This window comes from Pedobacter sp. (genome assembly GCF_041662865.1).
Taxonomy (GTDB): Bacteria; Bacteroidota; Bacteroidia; order Sphingobacteriales; family Sphingobacteriaceae; genus Pedobacter.
Map to the genome: position 1 here is coordinate 57,471 of NZ_JBAZRL010000008.1, position 25,240 is coordinate 82,710.

General features: G+C 34.2%; 13 protein-coding genes. 9 read left to right on the top strand and 4 right to left on the bottom strand.

Features of this window, described 5'->3' with window-relative positions; genetic code table 11:
• Positions 1-18: 18 nt before the first annotated feature.
• On the bottom strand, positions 19-3,312 hold the full coding sequence (locus WC622_RS04725; RefSeq protein ID WP_372817792.1) for a SusC/RagA family TonB-linked outer membrane protein: 3,294 nt from the start codon (positions 3,310-3,312) through the stop codon (positions 19-21).
• A gap of 416 nt (positions 3,313-3,728) precedes the next feature.
• Here WC622_RS04725 and WC622_RS04730 point away from each other — a divergent pair, with 416 nt between their 5' ends.
• The 9 genes from WC622_RS04730 (at position 3,729) to WC622_RS04770 (ending at position 20,845) form a co-directional block, all read left to right on the top strand.
• Positions 3,729-6,047, top strand: coding sequence for an NADP-dependent malic enzyme (locus WC622_RS04730; protein ID WP_372817794.1), 2,319 nt, complete (start codon positions 3,729-3,731; stop codon positions 6,045-6,047).
• 5 nt (positions 6,048-6,052) lie between these two features.
• A complete protein-coding gene (gene ruvA / locus WC622_RS04735) occupies positions 6,053-6,637 on the top strand; it encodes a Holliday junction branch migration protein RuvA (protein ID WP_372817796.1) in 585 nt (194 codons plus the stop codon).
• Between the two features lie 11 nt (positions 6,638-6,648).
• Entirely contained in the window at positions 6,649-13,806 is a 7,158-nt protein-coding gene (gene sprA, locus WC622_RS04740) for a cell surface protein SprA (RefSeq protein ID WP_372817798.1), read from the top strand.
• Positions 13,807-13,903: 97 nt separating this feature from the next.
• Entirely contained in the window at positions 13,904-14,284 is a 381-nt protein-coding gene (gene gcvH / locus WC622_RS04745; RefSeq protein ID WP_372817800.1) for a glycine cleavage system protein GcvH, read from the top strand.
• 3 nt (positions 14,285-14,287) lie between these two features.
• Complete coding sequence (locus WC622_RS04750) at positions 14,288-14,698, top strand: VanZ family protein (protein WP_372817802.1); 411 nt, start codon at positions 14,288-14,290, stop codon at positions 14,696-14,698.
• Positions 14,699-14,974: 276 nt separating this feature from the next.
• A complete protein-coding gene (locus WC622_RS04755) occupies positions 14,975-17,743 on the top strand; it encodes an outer membrane beta-barrel protein (protein WP_372817804.1) in 2,769 nt (922 codons plus the stop codon).
• Positions 17,744-17,879: 136 nt separating this feature from the next.
• Complete coding sequence (locus tag WC622_RS04760) at positions 17,880-18,095, top strand: FeoA family protein (protein ID WP_173272985.1); 216 nt, start codon at positions 17,880-17,882, stop codon at positions 18,093-18,095.
• A 13-nt stretch (positions 18,096-18,108) separates the two neighbouring features.
• A complete protein-coding gene (feoB, locus tag WC622_RS04765; RefSeq protein ID WP_372817852.1) occupies positions 18,109-20,217 on the top strand; it encodes a ferrous iron transport protein B in 2,109 nt (702 codons plus the stop codon).
• Between the two features lie 46 nt (positions 20,218-20,263).
• The gene (locus tag WC622_RS04770) at positions 20,264-20,845 is read left to right on the top strand and encodes a SprT-like domain-containing protein (protein WP_372817854.1); all 582 of its coding nucleotides are present in this window, start codon (positions 20,264-20,266) and stop codon (positions 20,843-20,845) included.
• Here WC622_RS04770 and WC622_RS04775 read toward each other — a convergent pair.
• The 3 genes from WC622_RS04775 to WC622_RS04785 form a co-directional block, all read right to left on the bottom strand.
• A complete protein-coding gene (locus tag WC622_RS04775) occupies positions 20,797-21,612 on the bottom strand; it encodes a hypothetical protein (RefSeq protein ID WP_372817806.1) in 816 nt (271 codons plus the stop codon). The genes WC622_RS04770 and WC622_RS04775 overlap by 49 nt on opposite strands.
• Before the next feature lie 102 nt (positions 21,613-21,714).
• The gene (locus tag WC622_RS04780; protein WP_372817808.1) at positions 21,715-23,691 is read right to left on the bottom strand and encodes a thiamine pyrophosphate-dependent enzyme; all 1,977 of its coding nucleotides are present in this window, start codon (positions 23,689-23,691) and stop codon (positions 21,715-21,717) included.
• A gap of 8 nt (positions 23,692-23,699) precedes the next feature.
• On the bottom strand, positions 23,700-25,115 hold the full coding sequence (locus WC622_RS04785; RefSeq protein WP_372817810.1) for a LutB/LldF family L-lactate oxidation iron-sulfur protein: 1,416 nt from the start codon (positions 25,113-25,115) through the stop codon (positions 23,700-23,702).
• Positions 25,116-25,240: the final 125 nt, after the last annotated feature.

A 25,240-nucleotide genomic window follows, 5' to 3' on the forward strand; every position in this document is an offset into this window, starting at 1 on the left:
TAATTTTAAATTATATAATTAAAAAGTTAAGCTTAGACCAAGAGAAAAGCTTTTAAGTAATGGATAATTATAACCATCGCCATTGGTAGCTCCAGAGTTAAAACCTTGATCGGCTGGAACTGTATTTTCTACATCGAGCGTTTTTGTAATTTTATATAAAGGTGAATAAGTAAACAGATTTTCACCTGAAAAATAGATTTTTGCACTGGTAGCTTTGAATCTAGAAATCCATTTTGCTGGCAAATTATAACCAATTTGAATATTTTTCATTCTTATATAGGCAACATTTTGCAAATACCTAGTTTGCGCTATTCCTAATGTTCTGTTTGTATTACTCGATGCAGCACGAGACATTGTTCTAGGGAAATAGGCATTCGTGTTTTCGGGCGTCCACATATTGCCTAAGTGGAAAGTTGGGATATTATTATATGGTCTGTTGTATTGACCCCAGAAAAACTCTGCCTCAGTACTTGGGTACCAATCTTGTTTACCCACACCTTGAAAAAATGTAGAGAAAAAGAAACTGTTCCAATCTGCACCTAAGCTAATCCCATACGTATATCTTGGTGCGCTGTTACCAATAATTTTTCTGTCTCCAGGATCAATTGCGCTGTTTTTTCCAACGTTGATAAAACCATCACCATTTAAATCTTTCAATTTAATATCTCCAGGATACCAAATATTTGTAGGCGAGGCTCTCATTTGAGGAGCTTGTTTAGCATGAGAATCTATATCTGCTTGATCTATAAAGAAACCTTCTGTGGTATAACCCCATATTTCACCAATTTTTTGCCCAACATAATAATCTGAAAGTAGTTTATCTGGATTATTGTATTTGGTAATTTTAGAGGTGTTATCTGCAAGGGTTAATCTTACATTGTAATTAAATGGCTTTTTGCCGTTAATTTTATCTCTCCATGATAAGGTTACTTCCCATCCTCTGGTTTGTAAATCGGCATAATTGCCTTTTGGTACAGTTGCGCCAAATACCGCTGGTGCTGTTAAGCCAACCGTAAACATATCTGTAGTATTACGGATATAAGCATCGCCTGTAAAAGATAAGCGGTTAGAAAGCATGCCCAAATCTAAACCGATATTGCTGGTAGTAGAAGTTTCCCACGTAATACCATCAGGTAAAACTGCCGGTTGCCCGGTACGTTGTGGTTTAACACCATTTAAAATTAATGCCGATTGCGAGATAGAGAAATTCTCTTGGAAAATGTAAGATCCAATATTTCCATTTCCTAATGAGCCATACGAAGCTCTAACTTTTAAATCAGAAATAAATTTAGAAGACACTTTCCAAAATGGTTCTTCGGCAATTCGCCATCCAGCAGAAAATGATGGGAAAAAACCAAACCGTTGGTCGGATGGAAACTTGGAAGAACCGTCGTAACGAGCATTAACTTCTACTAAATACCTATCCTTAAATGCATAGTTTAATCTGGCGAAACCTCCAAAAATATTCCATTTCTCATAACCTCCGCCAGTTGTAATGGCTTGGCCTAAGGCTAAGTTAAGATCGTCAGCACCTTCGTAAATAATACCATTACGTTGTGCAGCTAAACGTTTATAAGTAGATTCTTCATAATTATAACCCGCCATTAATTTAAAATAATGAGCATTTGCAAATTTGTTTTCGTACTCGGCATACAGATTATTAGCCAAATATTGAGTTTCTCTTCTATCAAAAAGGAGATCGTTTGTAGTCGTGCCTATATATGCCGTAACCCCTTTTACAGAGCTATAAGGAAGTTGCACACGTTTTTGTTCGATGTTGTTATTGGTATTGCGGAAAGTAAAATCGGTATTTATCCTAAATTTATTGTTAAAGAAACAAGAAGAAAGACTAGTTGTGTTTCTAAATATTTGTCTTTTGGTATCAGTTCCATTTTGGCCATACCAATAATCGCCGGCGCCATATGCAGACGAGAAAGATAAAGTGCCATCTGGGTTGAACATTACAGAAGTAGGATGGCCTTCATCGGCAATATTTCTCCAAATACCACCGCCTTCGCCAACATTTAGTGGGTTGTGGTAGTTCATTACAGAAAAATCAGCATTGTTATCGAGTTTTAACCAAGAGAATAACTGAACAGAACCTCTTGCTCTAAAATTTTTCATGCTGTAATCATCAGAATTGTATTTAAACAAGCCATCTTGTTTTTGGTAGCGACCAGATAAGAGATAAGATATTTTCTCTCCACTTCCCGTTATAGAAAGATTATGCTCGTTGGCATTATTGCTCTTTTTATACAATTCATTGTAAAAATCGGTACTGCCATAATAAATATATTCGCCCGTAACAGGATCTACTTCTACTTTGTTATAAGGTTGTCCAGATTCGGCTCTTTTCTGAAATTCGTTTAAATAGGCTTGAGAGAATTTTTGAGTTTTGTTAATGTTTTGTGGGAAAGAACCATCGCCATTTACAAAAGCTTCTGCAAACATTTTTGCCCAAGTATAACCATCGGTTACAAAATCTGGAAGTTGTAATGGGCTTTTAGTTGCATAATTAGTCGAATAATTTACTGTTGTTTTGCCTCCAACAGGTTTTTTTGTGGTAATTAAAATTACACCAAAAGCGGCTCTTGCGCCATAAATAGAAGAAGATGAAGCATCTTTTAACATCGTTACAGTTTCTACATCATTAGGGTTTAGTAAACTTGGATCACCTTCTACACCATCAATTAAAATTAACGCACTACCACCCTGGCCAATAGAAGTAGTTCCTCTAATATTATAACTTGGTGCTTGGGTTGGCCTTCCGTCCATCATTTTAAGATTAAGATTTGGCATTACACCTTGTAAACCTTGTGTTAAATTCGGGATAGGTCTGTTTTCTAAAGATTTTGAAGTAACCTGATCAATAGCTCCGGTTAAATTTTCCTTTTTCTGCGTTCCATAACCTACTACAATAACTTCATTCAGTGCTTTTTCTGTTGGCACCATCTTTATGCTTTGCAATGTGTTTTCGCCAGATTTTACTGCTACGAGCTTAATTTGTTGAGTTTGATAGGATAAATATGAAACAAGCAATGTGTAAGTGCCTGGCTCAATGCTAATTGAAAATGTGCCGTCCTCACCACTTTGAGCTACTTGTTTTGTTTCTTCAACCTTAATGGTTACACCAGGAAAAGGTTGTCCGTTTTCATCGGTTATTTTTCCGATTATTTTTCCTTGATCTGCACTACTAAAGTTGGTATTAACGGTTGCCTTAACGGGTTGGACAACACAAATGAATAAGATTTGAACGCAAAGAAACAGCGTAGTAAAAAAAGCCTTGTGTAGCTCTAGTAAATTTATTTTCATATTTTTGAATACTTAGTGATTAATAATCTTGGTTGCTGAGTTCAGCAGTATGGGGCCTCAATCCATTGTACTGCCGGAGGAAACCGGTTCTGCTTCAGAATCGTGTTTCCTTTATTTGTTGTTATCAAATCATGATTTATTGTTAAGAATTAACGAATTACCCTATCTACTGGAATAGCCAAAAATATCATCACTATGTAAAGTGAATATTAAATAGATGAAAAGAATAGGGTTAAATTTTGAACTTTTGTTAAGAAACTATTTTAGTGTTGGCTAACTAAATCGGTTAACTAAAATTTAAGGTAAATGGCTTTACTCCTTGTTTTAACTCAAATAAATAGGCGACAACACTGGAAAAAAACAACAACATAACGAGTAAAATAATTGTAACTTTGCCTGTTACCAAAAAGTATTTTATGAGTAAAACGAATAGAAAACAAGACGCTTTAGATTACCACTCGCAAGGACGACCAGGAAAAATTCAGGTAGTACCTACAAAACCATATTCTTCACAAAGAGATTTAACCTTGGCATATTCGCCAGGTGTGGCAGAGCCTTGTTTAAAAATTGCTGAAAATAAAGATGATGTATATAAATACACAGCTAAAGGCAATTTAGTTGCTGTAATTAGTAATGGTACAGCAGTTTTAGGTTTAGGAGATATCGGTCCAGAAGCTGGTAAACCAGTAATGGAAGGTAAAGGTTTGTTGTTTAAAATCTTTGCTGATATTGATGTATTTGACTTAGAACTCGACACTAAAAATGTAGATGATTTTGTAAAAATAGTTAAAGCGTTGGAGCCAACTTTTGGTGGCGTAAATTTAGAAGATATCAAAGCGCCAGAATGTTTTGAAATTGAACGTCGATTAAAAGAGGAAATGAACATTCCAGTAATGCATGATGACCAACACGGTACCGCAATTATTTCTGCGGCAGCATTATTAAACGCATGCGATTTACAAAAGAAAAAAATGGATAAGATTAAAATTGTAGTTAATGGCGCTGGTGCCGCTGCAATTTCTTGCTCTCGTTTATACGTTTCGTTGGGAGCAAAAAAAGAAAACATTGTAATGTGTGATAGAAGTGGCGTTATTCGTCACGACAGAGAGAATTTAGATGCCATAAAAAGAGAATTTGCTACGACTCGTAAAGTTGATACATTGGAAGAGGCTTTAAAGGATTCTGATGTATTTATTGGACTTTCATCAGCTGATTGTGTAACTGCTGAGATGTTAAAATCGATGGCTAAAAATCCTATTGTTTTTGCAATGGCTAATCCAAATCCAGAAATTGCTTATGACTTAGCGATTAATTCTCGTAAAGATTTGATTATGGCGACTGGGCGCTCCGATTACCCAAATCAAGTTAATAATGTATTGGGATTCCCTTATATTTTTAGAGGTGCTTTAGATGTTAGAGCGACTAGTATTAACGAAGAGATGAAAATTGCTGCAGTTCGAGCTATCGCAGAATTAGCTAGAAAAACTGTTCCAGAAGCTGTGAATATGGCATATAATGCCCGTAATATCAAATTTGGAAAAGAATATATCATTCCAAAACCAATGGATTTTCGTTTAATGACCAATGTCTCTATGGCAGTTGCGAAAGCAGCAATCGATTCTGGTGTTGCACGTAAAGCGATTACAGATTGGGATGCGTATGCAGAAGAATTGAAACGTCGTTTGGGAATGGATGATTCAATTATGCGTGCCATCACAAACAAAGCGAAATCTGCTCCTAAACGTGTGGTATTTGCAGAAGCGGATAACTATAAAATTTTAAAAGCTGCTCAAATTGTTAAAGATGATAATATTGCTATTCCGATTTTATTAGGGAATAAAGAAGCTATAAAACAAATTATAGAAGAAAATGCATTGGATCTTGAAGGTGTTCAAATTATTGAGCCAGCTTTAGAACCAGAGAGAATGAAGAAATATGCTGAATCACTTTACCATAAAAGACAGCGTAAAGGAATTACGTTATTTGAAGCGAATAAACTATTAAGAGATCGAAATTATTTTGGCGCATCAATGGTTGAGTTTGGCGAAGCTGATGCGATGATTTCTGGCTTAACAAAGAATTATGTATCTACCATTAAGCCGGCATTACAAGTAATTGGGACCGAACATGGTGTAAATCGCGTTGCAGGTATGTACATGATGATGACTGAAAAAGGGCCAGTATTTTTTGGCGATACCACAGTTAATGTTGACCCTACTGCTCAAGAGCTTGTGGATTTAACACTATTGTTGGAGAAATCAGTAAGGAAGTTTAATATTCAACCACGAATAGCTTTATTGTCGTATTCTAACTTTGGCTCTAATGAAGGAACAGTCCCAGAAAAAGTTAGGCAAGCAGTTAAAATATTACATGAACAGCATCCAACCATCATAGTGGATGGAGATATGCAAGCTAATTTTGCTATTAATAACGCCATGTTAAGAGAGAATTTCCCTTTCAGCCATTTAGCAGATGGACCAGCAAATACATTAGTTTTTCCAAACTTAGAATCTGGAAACATTGCGTATAAACTTTTACAAGAATTAGGTGGAGCAGAAGCTGTTGGGCCAATTTTATTAGGCTTAAAAAAACCTGTTCACATTGTACAATTAGGCAGTTCGGTAAGAGAAATCGTAAATATGATTACTATTGCTGTATTAGATGTGCAAGGGAAAGAAGAAACATCAAACTCAATAAAAAGAAGAGGAATTTTAAATAGAATAGCTAAAAAATAACGCTCATGTTTGCATATATTGATGGTAAGTTGACATTTAAGTGTCCGACATATATTGTTGTAGAAGCTGGAGGTGTAGGTTACCACATCAATATATCGTTAAATACCTATTCTGCTTTAGCTAATGCAGAACGATGCAAAGTATATACTTGGTTGCATGTGAAAGAAGATGCGCATACGCTATATGGTTTTGCAGATGAAGGAGAAAGAAGACTGTTCTTACATCTAATTTCCGTTTCTGGTATCGGACCAACTACATGTAGAATGATGCTTTCATCAATTACCCCAGTAGAAATTCAAAATGCAATTATACAAGCCGATGTTGCTTTGATACAGCAAATTAAGGGTATCGGAGCAAAATCTGCCCAAAGAATTGTACTAGAATTACAAGATAAATTAAAGAAGGAAGGTCCAGATTCTTTAATTTCTATGCCATTGCATAATACAACTAGAGATGAGGCGTTATCTGCATTAATTATGCTCGGATTTGGTAAACAAGTTGCAGAAAAAGCCATTGATAATGCTGTTAAAAAAACAGATCAGGATTTAACTGTAGAGCAAATGATTAAAATAGCTTTAAAAAATTTATAATTTAATTTCGCTTGAGAAACGCCCTTATTCTAAGTATTTTCTTGTTTTTTATTTTTGTAGGCAAGAGTGCCTTTTCTCAAGTTACGCCCTCACAATCGAGAGCCGATTCGTCAAAAAACTCTTTTAATTTACGTGAAAAGCAATATTTAGGCCTGAGAACCTATACGAATCCATTTTTAACTTTACCCGAAAATATTAAAAGAGAAGTTGAATACGACGCACAAAATAAACGATATATCATTACCGAACGTATCGGAAATAGGTTATACTCTCCTCCACAATATTTAACTATTGAACAATATTTGAGATTAGTTAACAGCGAAATTAAACGTGATAACTGGCGTGTTTTATCAAATGCAGAAATTGCAGATGTAAGAAGAACTGGAATTATTCCTCAAGTAAAAGTTAATAGTCGTGTTTTTGAAAAAATATTTGGCGGAACAACTATTGATATCCAACCTCGTGGAGATGCGGAATTAACATTTTTAGGTCGTGTAAATAAAAATGAAAATCCTTTATTTAATGAACGACAAAGGGTTCAAAGCAATTTCGATTTTAATCAACGCATTCAGATGGATGTTGTTGGAGATATCGGAACGAAGATGAAAATCAAAATGAACTACAATACAGAGGCTCAGTTTGATTTTGAAAATCAGGTTAAATTAGATTACACAGGCGGCAAAGATGATATTATTAAAAAAATTGAAGCGGGGAATGTAAGTCTACCATTAAATAGTACGTTAATTAATGGGACACAAGCATTATTTGGAGTTAAAACTCAATTGCAATTTGGTAAATTAGATGTAGCAGCTGTATTTACTCAACAAAAATCACAATCCAAAGAAATACAAATAAATAACGGTGCTCAGCAAAATGAATATCGACTTAGCGGTAGCGATTACGAAGCAAATAAACACTACTTTTTAGCTAAATATTTCAGAGATAATTATAATAAGTCTTTATCAAATCCGCCAACAATAACTTCTGGAGTTTTAATTACAAAAATTGAAGTTTGGATTACCAATAAAACTGGAAATACACAAGATTCAAGAGATGTTTTAGCTTTTCTTGATTTAGGGGAAAATCAACCATATAATACTGCACAAGTAACAGGCGGTTCATCGGTTTTACCATCCGCTTTTACAAACCCAACTTTCCCCCCACAATCCAATAATTTATTAGCGAATATTCCACCAGATTCTAGACAAACAAATAGCAATAGTGTCATCTCTTATTTTGCTGCAAGTGGAGCAACTGATAACTTTGCGAAGTTAACGTATGCTAGAAAATTAACAGATAGAGAATATAATTTCCAACCACAGTTGGGTTATATTTCCTTAAATAATGCTTTAAATGCAGATGAGGTGTTGGCGGTTTCTTATCGCTATACCTACAATGGTGTTGAGTATCAAGTAGGGGAATTTTCGACAGATGTGACTTTTGATCAAGCGACACCGAAAGTATTGTATTCGAAATTATTAAAGAATGAAACCATAAAAACTAATTTGCCAACTTGGGATTTGATGATGAAAAACATCTATTCAATTGGTGGATATCAAATTAGTAATCAGAATTTTAAATTAGATATTTTTAGAATTGACGATAAAACAGGAATAGAAATGCCTTTGATTAGAGAAGGGTCAAAAACTGCTCTAAAACAATACATTGCATTAACAAATTTAGATCAATTAAATCAGCAAAAAGAACGTAAACCTGATGGTGTTTTTGATTTTGAAGCAGAAAATAAACCTTTTGTAAACAATCAAAATCAACAAAATAGTCAGAGCAATTATTCACCAACTGGAGCTGGATTAAGTAGTTTAATTAACAATACAAATAGTGGCTATGTTACTATAGATCCTTTAAATGGAAGAATAATTTTTCCTTTAGTTGAGCCTTTTGGAAGTGATTTGGCTGCTAAATTCAATCTTCCAGCAGAACAAGCTTTAGCTGATAAATATACCTATCAGCAATTATACGATTCGACCAAGGTTGCTGCACAACAACAGTTTAGTAACAAGAATCTTTACATCATAAAGGGAGCTTATCAATCCGAAATCGCATCAGAATTTTCATTAAATTCTATCAATGTAACCGAAGGCTCTGTAAAAGTTTTTGCAGGAACAATTCCATTGCAAGAAGGGACAGATTTTACTGTAGATTATCAAGGTGGACGTGTTAAAATTGTAAACACAGCATTATTAACTTCTGGTCAGCCAATAAGAATTACAACAGAAAATAACGAACTTTTTGGATTACAACAACGTTCACTCTTTGGTACCCGTTTCGATTATCATGTAAATAATAAACTGACTTTAGGGGGTACTTTAATGAACCTTACGGAGAAACCGCTTACTCAAAAAGTAAATTATTTAGAAGAACCGATCTCAAATACCATTTTCGGCTTCGATATGAATTATAGCTCTCCATCTCGATTTCTAACTAAATTAGTTGATAAAATTCCTTTTATATCTACTAAAGCTCCATCAAGCATTACGTTTGCAGGAGAATATGCTCAATTAATTCCGGGACATCCGAGTGCAATAAATTCTGGTGGAGAAAAAGGCGGCTCAAGTTATTTAGATGATTTCGAAGCATCACGTTCTATTATTGATCTTAAAAGTTCAGTGCCTTGGCAAATAGCAGGTACTCCACAGCTTTTTCCAGAATCGCAATTCGTAGATAATTTAGCTTATGGTTACAATAGAGCAAAACTGGCTTTCTATAATATTGATCCTACATTTTACAATAAAAATTCTACAACGATACCTTCAAGTTTAAGAAATAATAGAGCTGAATTATCTAATCACTATGTGCGAGAAATTATTGAACAAGAAGTATTTCCATTTAAAGAAATAAGCACGGGGCAAGCAATTAATTTACCCACTTTAGATTTAGCGTATTATCCTAACATTCGTGGACCTTATAATTATACTCCTACTGGATTTTCTGCAAATGGCCTTTTAACTAACCCAAAAGCACGTTGGGGAGGTATTACCAGAAGAGTTGATATTAATGATTTTGAGGCCAACAATATCGAATATATCGAGCTTTGGGTGATGGATCCATATATGTATAAACCAACATCACAAGGTGGAGATTTGTATTTTAACATTGGAAATATTTCGGAAGACATTTTAAAAGACGGTAGAAAATCGTTAGAAAATGGTTTGCCTGCAAACGGAGATCCAACTAAATATGATGAAACAAATTGGGGAAGAGTAGCCAAATTACAACCCGTTGTACAAGCTTTTGATAATGAACCAGCAGCCAGAAAAGCACAAGATGTAGGTTTAGATGGATTATCTAATGTGAATGAAAAAGTAAAATTTGCAGCGTTAATTAATCAGATTAAATCGCAATTAAATCCAGATGCATCACAAACGTTTGAAAATGATCCATCATCAGATGATTACTCTTATTTTAGAGGGACTAATTTGGATAATAGCAATGCAGGGATTTTAAAACGTTATCAAAATTACAATGGTACAGAAGGAAATTCTAAAACTTCCCAGCAGTCTGCAGAAGAATTAGGATTAGAAAATTCGGCATCAACTTCGCTGCCAGATGGTGAAGACATCAATAGAGATAACAATATGACACAATCTGATGAATATTTTCAGTACAAAGTGTCTATGCGCCCTGGGGATTTAATTGTAGGACAAAATTTTGTAACGGATAAAGTTGTTTCACAAGTAAAACTTGCTAACGGACAAACTCAAAACTCAACTTGGTATCAAATTCGTATTCCTTTAGCACAATACCAACAAAAAGTAGGCGGCATTCAGGATTTTAAATCGATACGATTTGTAAGGATGTTTATGACAAATTTTGCAGATACTGCGATTTTAAGGTTTGCGAAAATACAATTGGTAAGAGGAGAATGGCGACAATATAATGCCAAGAATGAAGCTCTTCAAGTAATTGCCGATCCTTCATTATTGCCTGCAAGTCCTGATAATTCTACTTTAGAAGTGGCCACAGTAAATATAGAAGAGAACGGTAAGCGTACACCAATACCTTATGTAGTGCCTCCAGGAATTGAGCGTGAACGTGATTTTAGCAATTATCGTGGAGATACGCGTCAAAACGAACAATCATTAGCGGTAATTATAAAAAAATTAAGAGATGGTTATGGAAGAGCTGCATTTAAAACTGCTATAAATGATTTTAGATCGTACAAACGATTAGAAATGTATATCCACTTAGAAGCAATTGGTGGTTCGGATTTGGCTGATAATGATTTAAGCGCTTTTTTACGAATCGGAACAGATAATCAGGATAATTATTACGAATACAACCAACCGTTAAAAGTTACATTACCTGGCACTAGCGATCCATATGCTATTTGGCCTGATCAGAATAAAATGGATATCGATTTGGAGTTATTCCAAAAAGCGAAAACAGCTAGAAATAATGCTCGTACAACTGGTGGATTACCTTGGCCAATAAATGTGCCTTTTACATACATCGATAAAGGCAATACGATTATTGTAAAAGGTCAGCCAGATATGAGTAAGGTTAGAGTTTACATGTTGGGACTAAAAAATCCATTGCGTAATCCTGCTTCACCAGCGGGTGATGATGGCATGGAGAAAAATGCACAAGTTTGGTTTAACGAACTTCGATTAACCGAATTTGATGAACGTGGTGGTTGGGCTGCAACTGCAAGAATGAATGCGAAATTGGCTGATTTTGCAGATTTAAATATTTCAGGTAGTAAATCTACCATCGGTTTTGGGTCTTTAGAAAAGAAAGTTAGCGAACGCAATAGATCAGATAATACTTTCTTTGATGTTTCATCAAGTTTAGAATTAGGTAAATTCTTGCCTCAAAAATCAGGCATCAAAATACCAATGTACATTAGTTATTCTAAACAAGTACTTACACCACAATACGATCCTCGTACACCAGATATTGAATTGAAAAATGCATTAAATAGTGCGTCAAAAGTGCAACGTGATTCTATTTTGAATTTTGCACAAGATTATACCACTAGAAGTAGTATTAATTTTACCAATGTACGTAAAGAACGACTTAATACAGAAAAGAAAGTAAGGCTATGGGATATAGAGAATTTTAATGTCTCTTATTCGCAAAGTAAATTCTCACACCGTGATTTTATCAATGAAACAAGCATTCAAAATACGTATAGAGCTTCATTAGGATATAATTATGCGAATACCCCTAAAAGCTATTTGCCATTTGATAAGTTAATTAAATCGAATACTTTAAAATTATTGAAAGATTTTAATTTCACATTGTTACCAAGTTCTATCAACTTTAGAATTGATGTTGACCGTTTTTATTCAGAAAATACATTGAGGAATAATGATCCAAATAATTATATCCCCATTAATACCACATTTAATAAGAACTTTTTGGTATCAAGAGTTTATGGCATAGCTTGGGATTTAACGAATTCTTTGAGCTTAGATTTTGATGCTACAAATTATTCGATTATAGATGAACCTGATGGAAAAATTGAAGGGTTAAAAAGAGATACGCTTTGGCAAAATCTAAAAACATTAGGCCGTACAACAGATTATAATCATAATTTAAATATCAGATATAATTTGCCAATTAATAAAATACCTGGATTAGATTGGATTAATATCGCGACAATTTATGGCACTAATTTTAATTGGCAAACTGAACCATTGGCTACGTTAAGAGATCCAAATGTTAATCTTGGTAATACCATTCAAAACTCAAGAACGATACAGGTAAACCCAACCTTAAGTATGACTACTTTATACAATAAGTTGGGTTTCGTAAAAAGGAGTTTAAATAAAACAGATTCAGTCAATAAATTTTCTGATGTATTAGTAGGTTTATTAACTAGCATTAAAAATATAAATGTTGCCTTTACTCAAACGAAGGGAACATTTTTGCCAGGATACTTACCTAAAACCAAATATTTTGGAATTGATGACGTAACTGGCGCTCCAGGTTTGGCCTTCGTATTCGGTAGCCAAAGAGATATTAGAGAAATGGCGTTAAATAACGGCTGGCTTTCAACAGACGAACTTCAAACACAGTTATATATTAATACGTTGCGAGAAGATTTCCAGCTAACAAGTACTATTGAGCCATTAAAAGATTTTAAAATTACACTAAGTGCAACAAGAAATAGGACGCTTAATTATTCTACAAACTTTAAGTACGATAATAGTATTGCCTCATTCAGAAATCTTAGTCCGACTACAACAGGCGATTATAGTGTGTCAATTATTACTCTGGGTACCGCTTTTAAAGATAAGAATGGAAGTGTTGTTTCAAGTTTGTTTAATGAGTTTATGGCTAATCGACAAACTATTTCTCGTCGTTTGGGAAGTGAAAATCCAAATTCAACCGGTAATACAAATGGTTATGCAGATGGATATGATAAAAATGCACAGGACGTAGTAATTTCTTCATTTATTGCAGCATATACAGGCAAAGATGCAAATACAATAAGTTTAAATAGTTTGCCAAAAATACCTTTGCCTAACTGGAGAATAACGTATGGAGGGTTAACTAAAATCCCATTCCTAGCAGAACGTTTTTCTGAATTAGGGTTAAGACATGGATATCGTTCTACGTATAGTGTTAATGGATTTAATAGCTTGTTAAAATACCAAGAAACGGATGGTTTTGTGAGTAGTAGAGATGTAAATCAGAATTTCTTGCCATTATATCAATTCGCACAAGTTAGTATTTCAGAACAATTTGCTCCTTTAATTGGAATTGATACCAGATTGAAAAATAACTTAACTGCTAATTTCGAAATTAATAAAACACGTATAATGGCGTTGAGTCTATCAAATAGTCAATTGGCGCAATTATCGGAAAATAATCTTGTATTCGGATTAGGTTATCGAACTACTAAATTTAGATTTCCTTTTGGTTGGTTTAGTCAAATGAAAATGAACAATAACATGGATTTTAAACTAGATGTTGCGGTAAGAGATAATAAAACTGTAATTTATAGAGCAGATATTGCTGAAGCGGAAGTTTCATCTGGTGCTAAAAATATTACACTTAGACCAAGTGTAGATTACGTTTTAAACCAACGCTTCAATCTAAAGCTTTTCTACGATTCTAACATTACTAAACCTTATACCTCTCAATCATTTAATACTTCATTTAGTAATTTTGGATTTAGCTTGCGTATAACTCTAAATTAGAAATTGGTATAAACGTGTTTAATAATTACCTTTGATGGAAATAGAGTTTTTCAGACTCCAGAAAAATAGATTGATTTAAAAAACTAATATAAAAACAATGAATTTTCCATCAGAATTAAAATACACCAAAGACCACGAATGGGTAAGAGTGTCAGGTAGCGAAGCTTTTATTGGTATTACAGATTTCGCTCAGCGTGAATTAGGCGATATTGTGTATATCGATATTAACAGTGTTGGCTCTGAAGTAAGTAAGGATGAGGTTTTTGGTACAGTAGAAGCTGTTAAAACCGTTTCAGATTTGTTTATGCCTGTGACAGCTACTGTTTTAGAAGTAAATGGTGATTTGAACGATAATCCTGAATTAGTAAATTCTGATCCCTATGGTAAAGGATGGATGGTTAAAGTATCATTAACAGATGCGACTGAATTCGATGGATTATTAAGCGCAGATGACTATAAAGTTTTAGTAGGCGCTTAATTAATGAATAACACTTTCAAAGCACTAAAACATCAACGTTGGTCTATAGTTTGGGCTGTTATTGTTTTGGTGCTTTGTAATATTAGGATGCCTGAAAGTGATGGCTCGTCAAGTTTCTTTTTCGAAGGGTTTGATAAAATGGCACATTTAGGTTTTTTTTATGTGCTAACCATCTTACTGTTTTACGGCAAAATTAAATACCAACATAATTATGCTTTTCGGTCATTAACCATTTTTAAAATAATTCTTATCTCTTTATTATTAGGCGGAGGAATAGAATTATTACAATGGAAGGTATTTACGTATAGATCTGCCGAATGGTGGGATTTGGGAAGCGATATGATTGGATGCTTCATGGGGGTATTTAGTTATGTTCTATTGCATCTATCAAATTACAATGAAAAAAAGGTTTAAGCTTATTTTAATTTTATCATTAACACTAGCGTTTAATTCTTGCAGTGTTTTTAAACCTTCTTGCCACTGCCCCAAAATGCCACGTGCTAATTATTCAATGCAATAATTAAATATTATTTAATCCTCTCTCTCGCGTCAAAAAGCGATTCAATCCAATTCTGTAACGATAAAGTTAGTTGTATTTAAAATGTTACCCTCATTTTAACACTTCTTAACAAACTTTTGCGGCTTGCGCTAGTCTGATAGGTAACTTTACAAAAAATATAAAAAATAGAAATGAAGAATTTTTTACAAAGATCTATACTCATCGCTCTTTTATTCGTGAGTTATTTTGCAGACGCACAAACTAGTGGTACAGCTACTGGTAAAGTGATAAATGGCAAAGATAAATCACCAGTTGATTATGCATCAATAGCTATCAAGAGATTAAGTGACTCAAGTACCGTTGGAGGTACGAATACAAATGCAGCCGGTACATTTACGATTAGTGGATTAGCAACTGGCAAATACAAATTATACGTAGTATACTTAGGTTTTAAAACCATTACTAGAGATTTTGAACTTACTGCAGCAAACTCTGGTATTAACTTTGGTATTTTAACGATGGAAGATACTGGCGTTACATTAAACGCAGTAGAAATTAAAGGAGAAATTCCTCCTGTAGTAGTTAAAAAAGACACCTTGGAAATTAGTGCGTCTACTCTTAAAGTAAAAGAAAATGCTGTGGTAGAAGATCTTTTAAAGAAAGTGCCAGGTATAGACGTAGCTAAAGACGGTACAATTACCTCTCAAGGTGAAACCATCAAAAAAGTAAGAGTAGATGGAAAGGACTTCATGGGGAGTGACCCATTATTAGCAACAAGGAACTTGCCTGCAGATATGGTAGATAAGATTCAAATTATTGATGATATGTCTGAGCAATCTAAATTCTCAGGAGTTGATGATGGTAATCGTGAAAAAATCATTAACATCACTACAAAAAACGGGGTTAAAAATAAAGGAATTGTTGGAAACAGTACTGTAGGTTATGGTACAGATGATCGTTACGATGTAAATTTGAATGCAAACTATTTTAACAAACAGCAACAAATTTCATTCATTGGTCAATTCAATAATGTGAATAAACAAAATTTTGGAGGTGGTATTGGCGGTGGCGGCCGAGGTATGCAATTTATAGGTGGCGGCAGTGCTTCTTCTGGTGGTATTACCACAACTAATGCTGCGGGTATTAACTTTGGTGATACCTATGATGACGGAACTCAAGTGAACGGGAGTTATTTCTTTAACAAAACATCGTTATTTAACACCAACAATAGCTTTACACAAAGCTTATTGGCTAATAATACAATTACCAATTTAAGTGATTTGAATAGTACAACTGATCGTTTAAACCATCGTTTAAATTTCATGATTGATACTAAACTAGATAGTAATACATCAATTAGAGTTCAACCTGCGGTATCTTATACAGAAAATACTGGTGCTAGTTTGTATAATTATAACCGTACTGTTGGCGCTAACAACACGATTGGAAATCAGAATCTGAAAACTAGTTCTGAAACACCTTCAATTAGTAACAGCTTATTGATTCGTCACCGTTTTCAACGTAGAGGTCGTACTTTATCATTAAATATCAATACTAATATTAATGATAGCGATGCAGATAATTTTAATTATAATCTGCAAACTGTTAAGGTTGGGTCTATTTCAACAAACACTTTATTGAACCAATTGAACGATAATAATACGCATTCATTAAATAATACTTCTCGTTTAGTATTTACGGAGCCTCTGTCTAAAACACTAAGTTTAGAAACAAATTATCAAAATGGATATAGTTTTGATAACAAAGAACGCTTTGTATACAGTTTCAATAATGCAACTCAGAGCTATGATATTAAGGATAATACCTATAGCAATGAATATGAAAATACAACGTGGACAAATTCAATTGGGTTGAGCTTACAAAAAACTGAGAAAAAATACAATTGGAATTTGGGATTAGCTGGTCAATATACTACACGTACAAACGTAAATGTTACTACAGGTCAAGAGCTTAATCAAGATTTCATTAATCTTACACCAACAGCACAGTTTAGATATAATTTCAGTAACAGCAAACGTTTAACAATCAGATATAATGGAAGAACAAATCAACCATCTATTGATCAGATTCAACCCATTCCTGATAATACTCAAACACAGATTGTTCCTATAGGAAATCCAAACTTGAAACCATCATTTCAGAACAGTTTAAATATCTTCTATAACAATTTTAATTTTGCTACATATAGAACATTCTTTATTGGTGGATTTTTCAACCAATATTTCAATGCCATTGCTAATGATCAAAGAGTAAATACAACCACTGGTATTATTCAGAACGGTTATGCCAATGTTGACGGGAACTTTAGTGCTACAGTTTTTGGAAACGTAGGTCAGCCGATTATTAAAGGTAATAAATTAACATTGCAAGTTAACCTAAATGCAAATTATGATAAGAGTACAAATCTATCAACCGATAATAATACTAATATTACTTTAGAAAATGTTACTAAATCATTGTCTTTAACGAATGGTTATAAATTAGTATCAAATCTTGATAAATTAGATTTAATTGCTGGGATTTCTGGTAGCTGGACACATGCAGGTTATTCATTAGCATCAACAGTTAATTCTTATACATTAGCACCAAATATTGATGTGAGCTATTTATTCCCAGGAAATATTCGTTTACAAACGGATGTAACTTATAACCAAACAACAGGTAGAGGAGAAGCTTACAATACTAGCTATACATTGGTAAATGCGTATATGAGCCGTCAATTCTTTAAAAACAAAGGCACATTTAAATTGTCGGTAAACGATTTATTCAACGAAAATACAGGTATTTCAAGATCAGTAGCAAATAATCAGATTTCTGATGTGAACTTTAATGTGTTAAAACGTTATTATATGTTCTCATTTACCTATTCATTAGGAAATGTAGGCGGAAGATCAATGAATATGCAAGGCGGTCAAAGAATGAGAATGGGCGGAATGTAAGCCTAATCTCAACCAAATAAAAAATCGTCATCAATTAATTTGATGACGATTTTTTTGTGTAAAAAACTGCTCCTTTATTTATGTATTGTTATTTGGATTTAATATAAATAAAGGGTAAATTGCGCAATATTTCATTATGAAGCTTTCACAGTTAAACCCAGGAGAACAAGGAACAATCGTATCATTTACAGATTTAGAAATGTCTGTGAAATTGATGGAAATGGGTTGCCTTCCAGGTGAAGTTGTAGAGGTTGAACGCTTTGCTCCACTTGGAGATCCTATAGCTATCCGCGTTGCGGGATATCAACTTTGTTTACGTAAAAGCGAAGCTTCGGTTATCATAATTCAGTAATACATTGGCAGATATTAAAGTTGCATTAGTTGGTAATCCGAATACCGGAAAATCTACCCTCTTTAATCTTTTAACCGGATTAAACCAAAAAATTGGAAACTTTCCTGGTATTACTGTTGATAAGAAAGTAGGCTTTTGTAAACTATCCGCTACTCAAAATGCTGAAATTATTGATTTACCAGGTACATATAGTTTATATCCAAAAAGTAAGGATGAAAGTATCGTTTTTCAAGTATTAGCAGATAAAAATAATCCCAGTCATCCCGATGTCGTAGTTCTAGTAGCTGATGCCACTAATTTGCGCCGTAATCTTTTATTATGTTCGCAGGTAGCAGATTTAGGTCTACCAATGCTATTAGTGCTCAACATGACAGATATGGCCCTTAAAGAGGGTATCCATATTAATGTAAATAAATTAGCTGAGCGATTAGGTATACAGGTTGTAGCGATGTCTGCTAGAAAAAGTGATGGATTAGAAACACTAAAAAAAGCAATTTCTCATACTACCTCCATTAGCACTCAGGTTACAGGCATTGATGTAACTATTTTTGCTCCAGAGGCAATTGCAGCAGTAAAAGAAAAAATCAAAGTAGAAAATGATTATTATGCCTTGCAAGTTTTGCACCAACACGAGCATTTAACATTTTTTACAGATAAAGAACAACAAGAAATTGAGGCGATTGGAAAAGCTCATAATTTCGAATCATCAAAAATACAGGGAGCAGAAACTATAGCGAGATATCGCTATTTGAGTACTGTTTTAACCGATTTAATTTTTGATACCGGCGCAGAAAAGAAATTTAAGGTTACTGATAAATTAGATTCAATTTTAACTAACCGCTTTTGGGGATTTCTCATTTTTATTCTCATTTTATTCTTCGTTTTTAATGCAATTTTCTCTTGGTCTTCTTATCCAATGGAGCTCATTGAAAATGGTTTTGTATGGTTAACGGAATTCGGCCATGCCCATTTACCTGCTGGAGTATTAACTAATCTTTTACTAGACGGGGTAATTGCAGGATTAGGAGGGATTATTATTTTTATACCGCAAATTGCTATTCTATTTGCTTTAATTTCCATTTTAGAAGATACTGGCTATATGGCTAGGGTTACATTTATGATGGATAAAATTATGCGGAAGTTTGGTCTGAGTGGTAAATCTGTAGTACCAATGATTGGTGGAATTGCTTGTGCAGTACCCTCAATTATGAGTGCTCGTAACATCGAAAACTGGAAAGATCGTATTATAACTATTATGGTTACGCCATTAGTGAGTTGTTCTGCAAGGTTACCAGTTTACACTTTGTTAATATCGCTTGTTGTACCAAACAAAATGATATTAGGATTTTTAAGTTTGCAAGGCTTAACGCTAATGGCTATGTATGTGATCAGTATTGTTGCTGCAATTCTAGTCGCTTTTGTGATGAAATTTATTATTAAGGCTAAAGAAAAATCGTATTTCATTATGGAATTGCCTGTGTATCGCATGCCCCGTTGGAGCAATGTGATTTATACGATGTACGAAAAATCTAAAACTTTTGTATTTGAAGCGGGTAAGGTTATTATTGCAATTTCTATTGTGTTATGGGTGTTAGCTACGTACGGGCCAAGCAAGCGATTTGATATTATAGAAAAGAAATACACAGCTATTGAAGCAAATTCTACTGATAGTGTACAATTGGCATCTTTAGAAAGAGATAAAGCGGCAGAAAAACTCGAAAACTCTTACGCTGGTATTTTGGGTCAAACTATCGAACCAGCTATTAAACCTTTAGGTTTTGATTGGAAAATAGGTATTGCATTAATTACTTCTTTTGCTGCTCGTGAAGCATTTGTGGGAACAATGTCTACTATTTATAGCGTAGATAATGGCGATGAGCAAACGGCAACCATAAGGAATAAGATGAGAGATGCTAAAAACCCTGAAACAGGTTTGCCAGTATTTACTTTTGCTACTTCATTATCGTTAATGTTATTTTATGCTTTCGCGATGCAATGCATGAGTACTGTTGCAGTAGTTTATAGGGAAACCAAATCATGGAAATGGCCAGTTATACAATTGGTTTACATGACGGCAATGGCATATGTAGCCAGTTTAATCGCCTATCAATTCTTAAAATAATTAGTAGATTTACTTCGTGGATAAAGTTGATGTTTTAGCACAGTATATGCCTGCGCCAGCAGCTCCAATCATTGCCAAATGGATTGATTATTTTCAGTGTGAATTTAAGATTTCGAAAAACAGGTCAACTAAACTTGGCGATTACAGACATCCTTTTAAAGATAAAGGGCATAAAATTTCTGTAAATAATGATCTTAACCCTTATGCTTTTTTGGTTACTACTGTACATGAATTTGCTCATTTATTAACTTGGAACGATCATAAAAATAAAGCTAAACCTCATGGCACAGAGTGGAAACATAATTTTAAAAGAATGATGAATCCGTTTTTTGAACTTCAAATTTTCCCAGCAGATATTCATCATACAATTATCAGTTATTTAAATAATCCAGCAGCATCTAGTTGTACAGATTTGAGTTTGGCTAGAGCATTAAAAAAATACGACACACATTTATCTACTACTAGAATTGAAGAATTACCTTTAAATACGGTTTTTACGCTAAAAGATGGTAGGAAATTTACAAAGGGAGAACGTATAAGGAAGCGTTATAGATGTGTTTGTTTAGACAATGGAAATACTTATTTATTTAATCCTTTAGTAGAAGTATTGCTCGCTACAGGCACATAAATGGCTTCTTTATCTTTTACAACCCATTTAAAATTCAATTTTTGATCTTTAAAATTAATTGGATCATTTAAAAGGCTATCAATTAAAGCATCTCTATCTTTAACTAAAATACTTGCACTATAGCTGTTCTGAATCTTACTTCTCAAAATAATATACCTCGAATCTGGATATGTGGTAATACTTTCAAATACTACATCGAATTTATCCCTACCGTTTACCACATTATTTAAAGAGTTTACATTTTCAAGATAACTTTGATCTGGTTTATTATTCTTGCTCAATGGCAGGTCTATAAAAGGCAATGAATTTAACGCAGCCTCAGTTGATGCTGTTTTATTTTCTATTTTGAACACTGTATTACTGCGCAGATAAGTACGTGTATCCTTAAAAACAGTTCCATCTTCGTTAGCTAATTCGTTTTTATCTTTTTCTAAAATTAAGCTGTCATTTTTGAAATAATATTTTTTTAAACTGTTACTCGTAGCTCCATTGTAAGAATGTTCCACTAGTAAAACAGCTTGATTATTTTGGCTATATTTTTCTACATAGAATGATAAATCTCCTAGCATATAAACTAAACTTGTACTTTTTGAGAATTGAGAGAGATTCTTATCTATTGAATCGCTATACTTTACAATAGATTTAGCAGTAAGATTTGTTGCATTTGAATCGTTTAAATCTGCTTGAGGATGATCAGATTTAATATAATTACAACCAAGTATTGTACTAAATGCACCAATTATAATCAAAAAATATACACTTTTCATGCCGCTTCCATAAGTTAGTATCTTATGTATGGTTAGGCTATTATCGTGCCAACTGCGTATGACTATTTCTTCTAATGCAGTAGGTGTTTTTTGAAGAGTTAATTAATACGCTAATATTTTTTCTATTGTTTCGGCTAATCTATTTTTTGCAAGGAAACTGTCTTCTAAAACTTTACTCATTGGAATGGCAGTATCTAAGCTAGCACAGCGGAGTACTGGGGCATCAAGATCAGTAAAGCAATTTTCACCTATCCATGCGGCTAATTCAGCGCCAAAGCCGTTGCTTAAAGTGTCTTCATGTAAAATAATCACTCTGCCCGTAGCTTTAACTGCAGTTGCAACAGCATCTTTATCCCAAGGTTGTAAGCTTACTAAATCTACCAACGTCGCTGAAATTTCTGGATGATTGTTTAGGTGTTCTAAAGCCCAATGTACACCCAAACCATAGGTGATGATAGTTAACTGATCGCCCTGTTTTAAAACATTTGCTTTGCCAATTTCTACAGTATAATAGCCATCAGGTACAATACCACTTAAACTGCGGTATAAATATTTATGTTCGAAATAAATTACCGGATTTGGATCTTCAATTGCTGCAATCAATAAACCTTTTGCATCGTATGGAAAAGCTGGGTAAACTACTTTTAATCCTGGAGTTTTGGTAAACCAAGCTTCGTTACTTTGTGAGTGAAATGGGCCAGCGCCAGTTCCAGCACCTGTAGGCATGCGTACAACAACATCTGCTTTTTCACCCCAACGGTAATGCGTTTTAGCTAAATTATTTATAATCTGATTAAAACCACAGGTAACAAAATCTGCAAATTGCATTTCTACAACAGCTTTATATCCATTGATAGAAAGTCCTAAACCAGCTCCAACAATAGCAGATTCGCAAATAGGGGTGTTACGCACTCTGGCTTTGCCAAATTGGCTTACAAAACCATCGGTAATTTTAAAGGCTCCACCATATTCGGCAATATCTTGTCCCATGATAACTAAATTATCATAGCGTTGCATTCCTTCTCTCAAACCATCTGTAATTGCATCTAAGTACCGTTTTTCTGTTTGTGTAGAAGACGGAATAGTTACTTTTTGGGTATGAGGTGCAAACATATCATCCAACTCTGTGGTAGAATTAGCTACGGGTTCTTGCTCATTAAATGCGGCTTCGACTTCGTGCTCAATTTCGGTTTTGAAGCTACTTTTTATAGTCGCAATTAACTCTTCATTTAATATGTTTTGGGTAACTAAATACTCTTCGAAATTTTTAACAGGATCTTTTGTTGTCCATTCATCAAACAAATGTTGAGGAACATATTTTGTACCTGATGCCTCTTCGTGGCCACGCATTCTGAATGTAAGACATTCTATTAAAACAGGACGAGGGTTTTGTCGGATGCTTGAAGCAATTTCACTTATTTTGTCGTACACTTCAAGGATATTGTTCCCGTCTATTTGGATACCTTCAATACCGTAGCCAATTGCTCGATCTACTAAATGTTTACAATTAAACTGTTCATTTATTGGTGTGGATAAGCCATATCCATTGTTTTCTATTAAAAAGATAACTGGTAAATTCCATACAGATGCTACATTTATGGCTTCGTGAAAATCACCTTCGCTTGTAGCGCCTTCACCTGTAAAAACTAAAGTAGCGTGTTGCTTATTTGCAATTAAGTCGGCTAGTGCAATTCCATCGGCCAATGCCATTTGGGGGCCTAAATGAGAAATCATGCCTATGATTTTATACTCTTGCGTACCAAAATGGAAAGAACGATCTCGGCCTTTTGTGAACCCTGATATTTTCCCTTGCCACTGCGCCATCAACTTTTTAAGTGGAATATTTCGGCTAGTAAATACACCTAAATTGCGGTGCATTGGTAAAATATACTCATCACTCTGCATGGCTAAGGTACTGCCCACTGCAATTGCTTCTTGTCCAATTCCGGAAAACCATTTGCCAATTCGCCCTTGGCGGAGAAGAATAAGCATTTTTTCTTCAACCATGCGGGGATAAAGCAATGTTTTATACAGTGCTAATAGGTGAGCATCGTCTTTATCTTTTCTATCGAATTGCATAGTTGATTTTAGTATTTAGATGTGTCGTCTCTAAAATTAAGACTCTTGGTTTTTATTGCGTCTTCCCACTGTTTAGCGAAAGATTTTGAAGCAATTTCTGGCATTGAACGATATTTGCCCCAACTCTTTTTAAAGAATTTTTTGAGGAAAAATTTTTTCATTTTACCACTTACCATATCCATTAAAGAGCGCTTTTGCATTCCTTTTTTCCATAAACTCCAGCCAATTTCTTCAGTTTTAGTATTCACATGATCTGCGGCTGCATCTCTTCTATTTAAGAGTAGCATTTTGTGAATGTCTATTTTAACTGGACATACTTCTGAACATTTTCCGCATAGGCTCGAGGCATAGCTTAAATGTTTAAATTCTTTCATCCCTTTAAAATGAGGAGTGATAATGGAACCAATTGGTCCACTATACGTTGTATTATAAGTATGACCGCCAATGTTTTTATAAACAGGACAAGCATTTAAACACGCTCCACAACGAATACAATATAAAGCTTGTCTTTGATCTTTTTGAGCGAGTAAGTTGGTTCGTCCGTTATCTAAAAGGATAACATACATTTCTTCTGGGCCATCAGTTTCATTTGCTTGTCTGGGACCACTTAGAATGGTGTTATAAACAGTTAAATTTTGTCCAGTACCGTGACTTGCTAGTAAAGGCCAAAATAAATCGAGATCTGCAATAGATGGTATTACTTTTTCTATACCGACAATTGCGATGTGTATTTTAGGAAAAGTAGTGCATAAACGAGCATTACCTTCATTTTCTGTTAAAGCGATGCTACCTGTGTCAGCAATTAAAAAATTTCCACCAGAGATGCCGATGTCGGCTTTAAGGTATTTATCTCTTAATAATTCTCTAGCTTTTTGAGTGAGTTGTTGCGGTGTTGCATCTACAGGTGTTCCAAATTTCTCATGAAATAATTGAGCAATCTCTTCTTTGCTCAAGTGCATTGCTGGCGTTACAATGTGATAGGGTTTTTGACCTAGGAGTTGTACAATGTATTCGCCTAAATCGCTTTCTAATGATTCGATGCCGTTATGTTCTAGAAATTCGTTTAAATGAATTTCTTCGGTGGTCATCGATTTAGATTTGATAACCGTTTTCCCGTTATTTCTTTGGATGATGTTCAGTATTTCTTTTTGCGCTTCTCCAACATCATTTGCCCAAATTACTTTACCACCTCTTTTTTGAAAGTTTGCTTCAAATTCAGGTAAAAATTTATCTAAATTTTCCATCACACGCCATTTCACTACATGTGCTTTTCTCTTTGAAGCTTCTAAGTTTTCGAATTTCGAAAGACCTCGTTCTACTGCAGTATTGTATTTCCCAATATTATGATTAATAGTTTTACGATGTGGTAAGTCGAAGGCTTTTTCATCAGCTTTTACCAAAAATTCTTCTGCAGTATTGATCATGTTCAAATATACAAGCAGAAAGCTAAAAGACCAAAGACTAAACGAAGAAAGGATTACAATGACGTGTTTGTGTAAAAGAAAAGCCACAGGGGTTAATCTGTGGCTTAAAATTTATAGATAAACTA

Excerpts from the sequence above, each read along its gene's own strand:
- WC622_RS04785 (WP_372817810.1), bottom strand. The coding sequence starts at position 25,115 with ATGATCAATACTGCAGAAGAATTTTTGGTAAAAGCTGATGAAAAAGCC.
- WC622_RS04755 (WP_372817804.1), top strand. The coding sequence starts at position 14,975 with ATGAAGAATTTTTTACAAAGATCTATACTCATCGCTCTTTTATTCGTG.
- WC622_RS04780 (WP_372817808.1), bottom strand. The coding sequence starts at position 23,691 with ATGCAATTCGATAGAAAAGATAAAGACGATGCTCACCTATTAGCACTG.
- WC622_RS04730 (WP_372817794.1), top strand. The coding sequence starts at position 3,729 with ATGAGTAAAACGAATAGAAAACAAGACGCTTTAGATTACCACTCGCAA.
- ruvA (WP_372817796.1), top strand. The coding sequence starts at position 6,053 with ATGTTTGCATATATTGATGGTAAGTTGACATTTAAGTGTCCGACATAT.
- WC622_RS04725 (WP_372817792.1), bottom strand. The coding sequence starts at position 3,312 with ATGAAAATAAATTTACTAGAGCTACACAAGGCTTTTTTTACTACGCTG.
- WC622_RS04770 (WP_372817854.1), top strand. The coding sequence starts at position 20,264 with ATGCCTGCGCCAGCAGCTCCAATCATTGCCAAATGGATTGATTATTTT.
- WC622_RS04760 (WP_173272985.1), top strand. The coding sequence starts at position 17,880 with ATGAAGCTTTCACAGTTAAACCCAGGAGAACAAGGAACAATCGTATCA.
- gcvH (WP_372817800.1), top strand. The coding sequence starts at position 13,904 with ATGAATTTTCCATCAGAATTAAAATACACCAAAGACCACGAATGGGTA.
- WC622_RS04775 (WP_372817806.1), bottom strand. The coding sequence starts at position 21,612 with ATGAAAAGTGTATATTTTTTGATTATAATTGGTGCATTTAGTACAATA.
- WC622_RS04750 (WP_372817802.1), top strand. The coding sequence starts at position 14,288 with ATGAATAACACTTTCAAAGCACTAAAACATCAACGTTGGTCTATAGTT.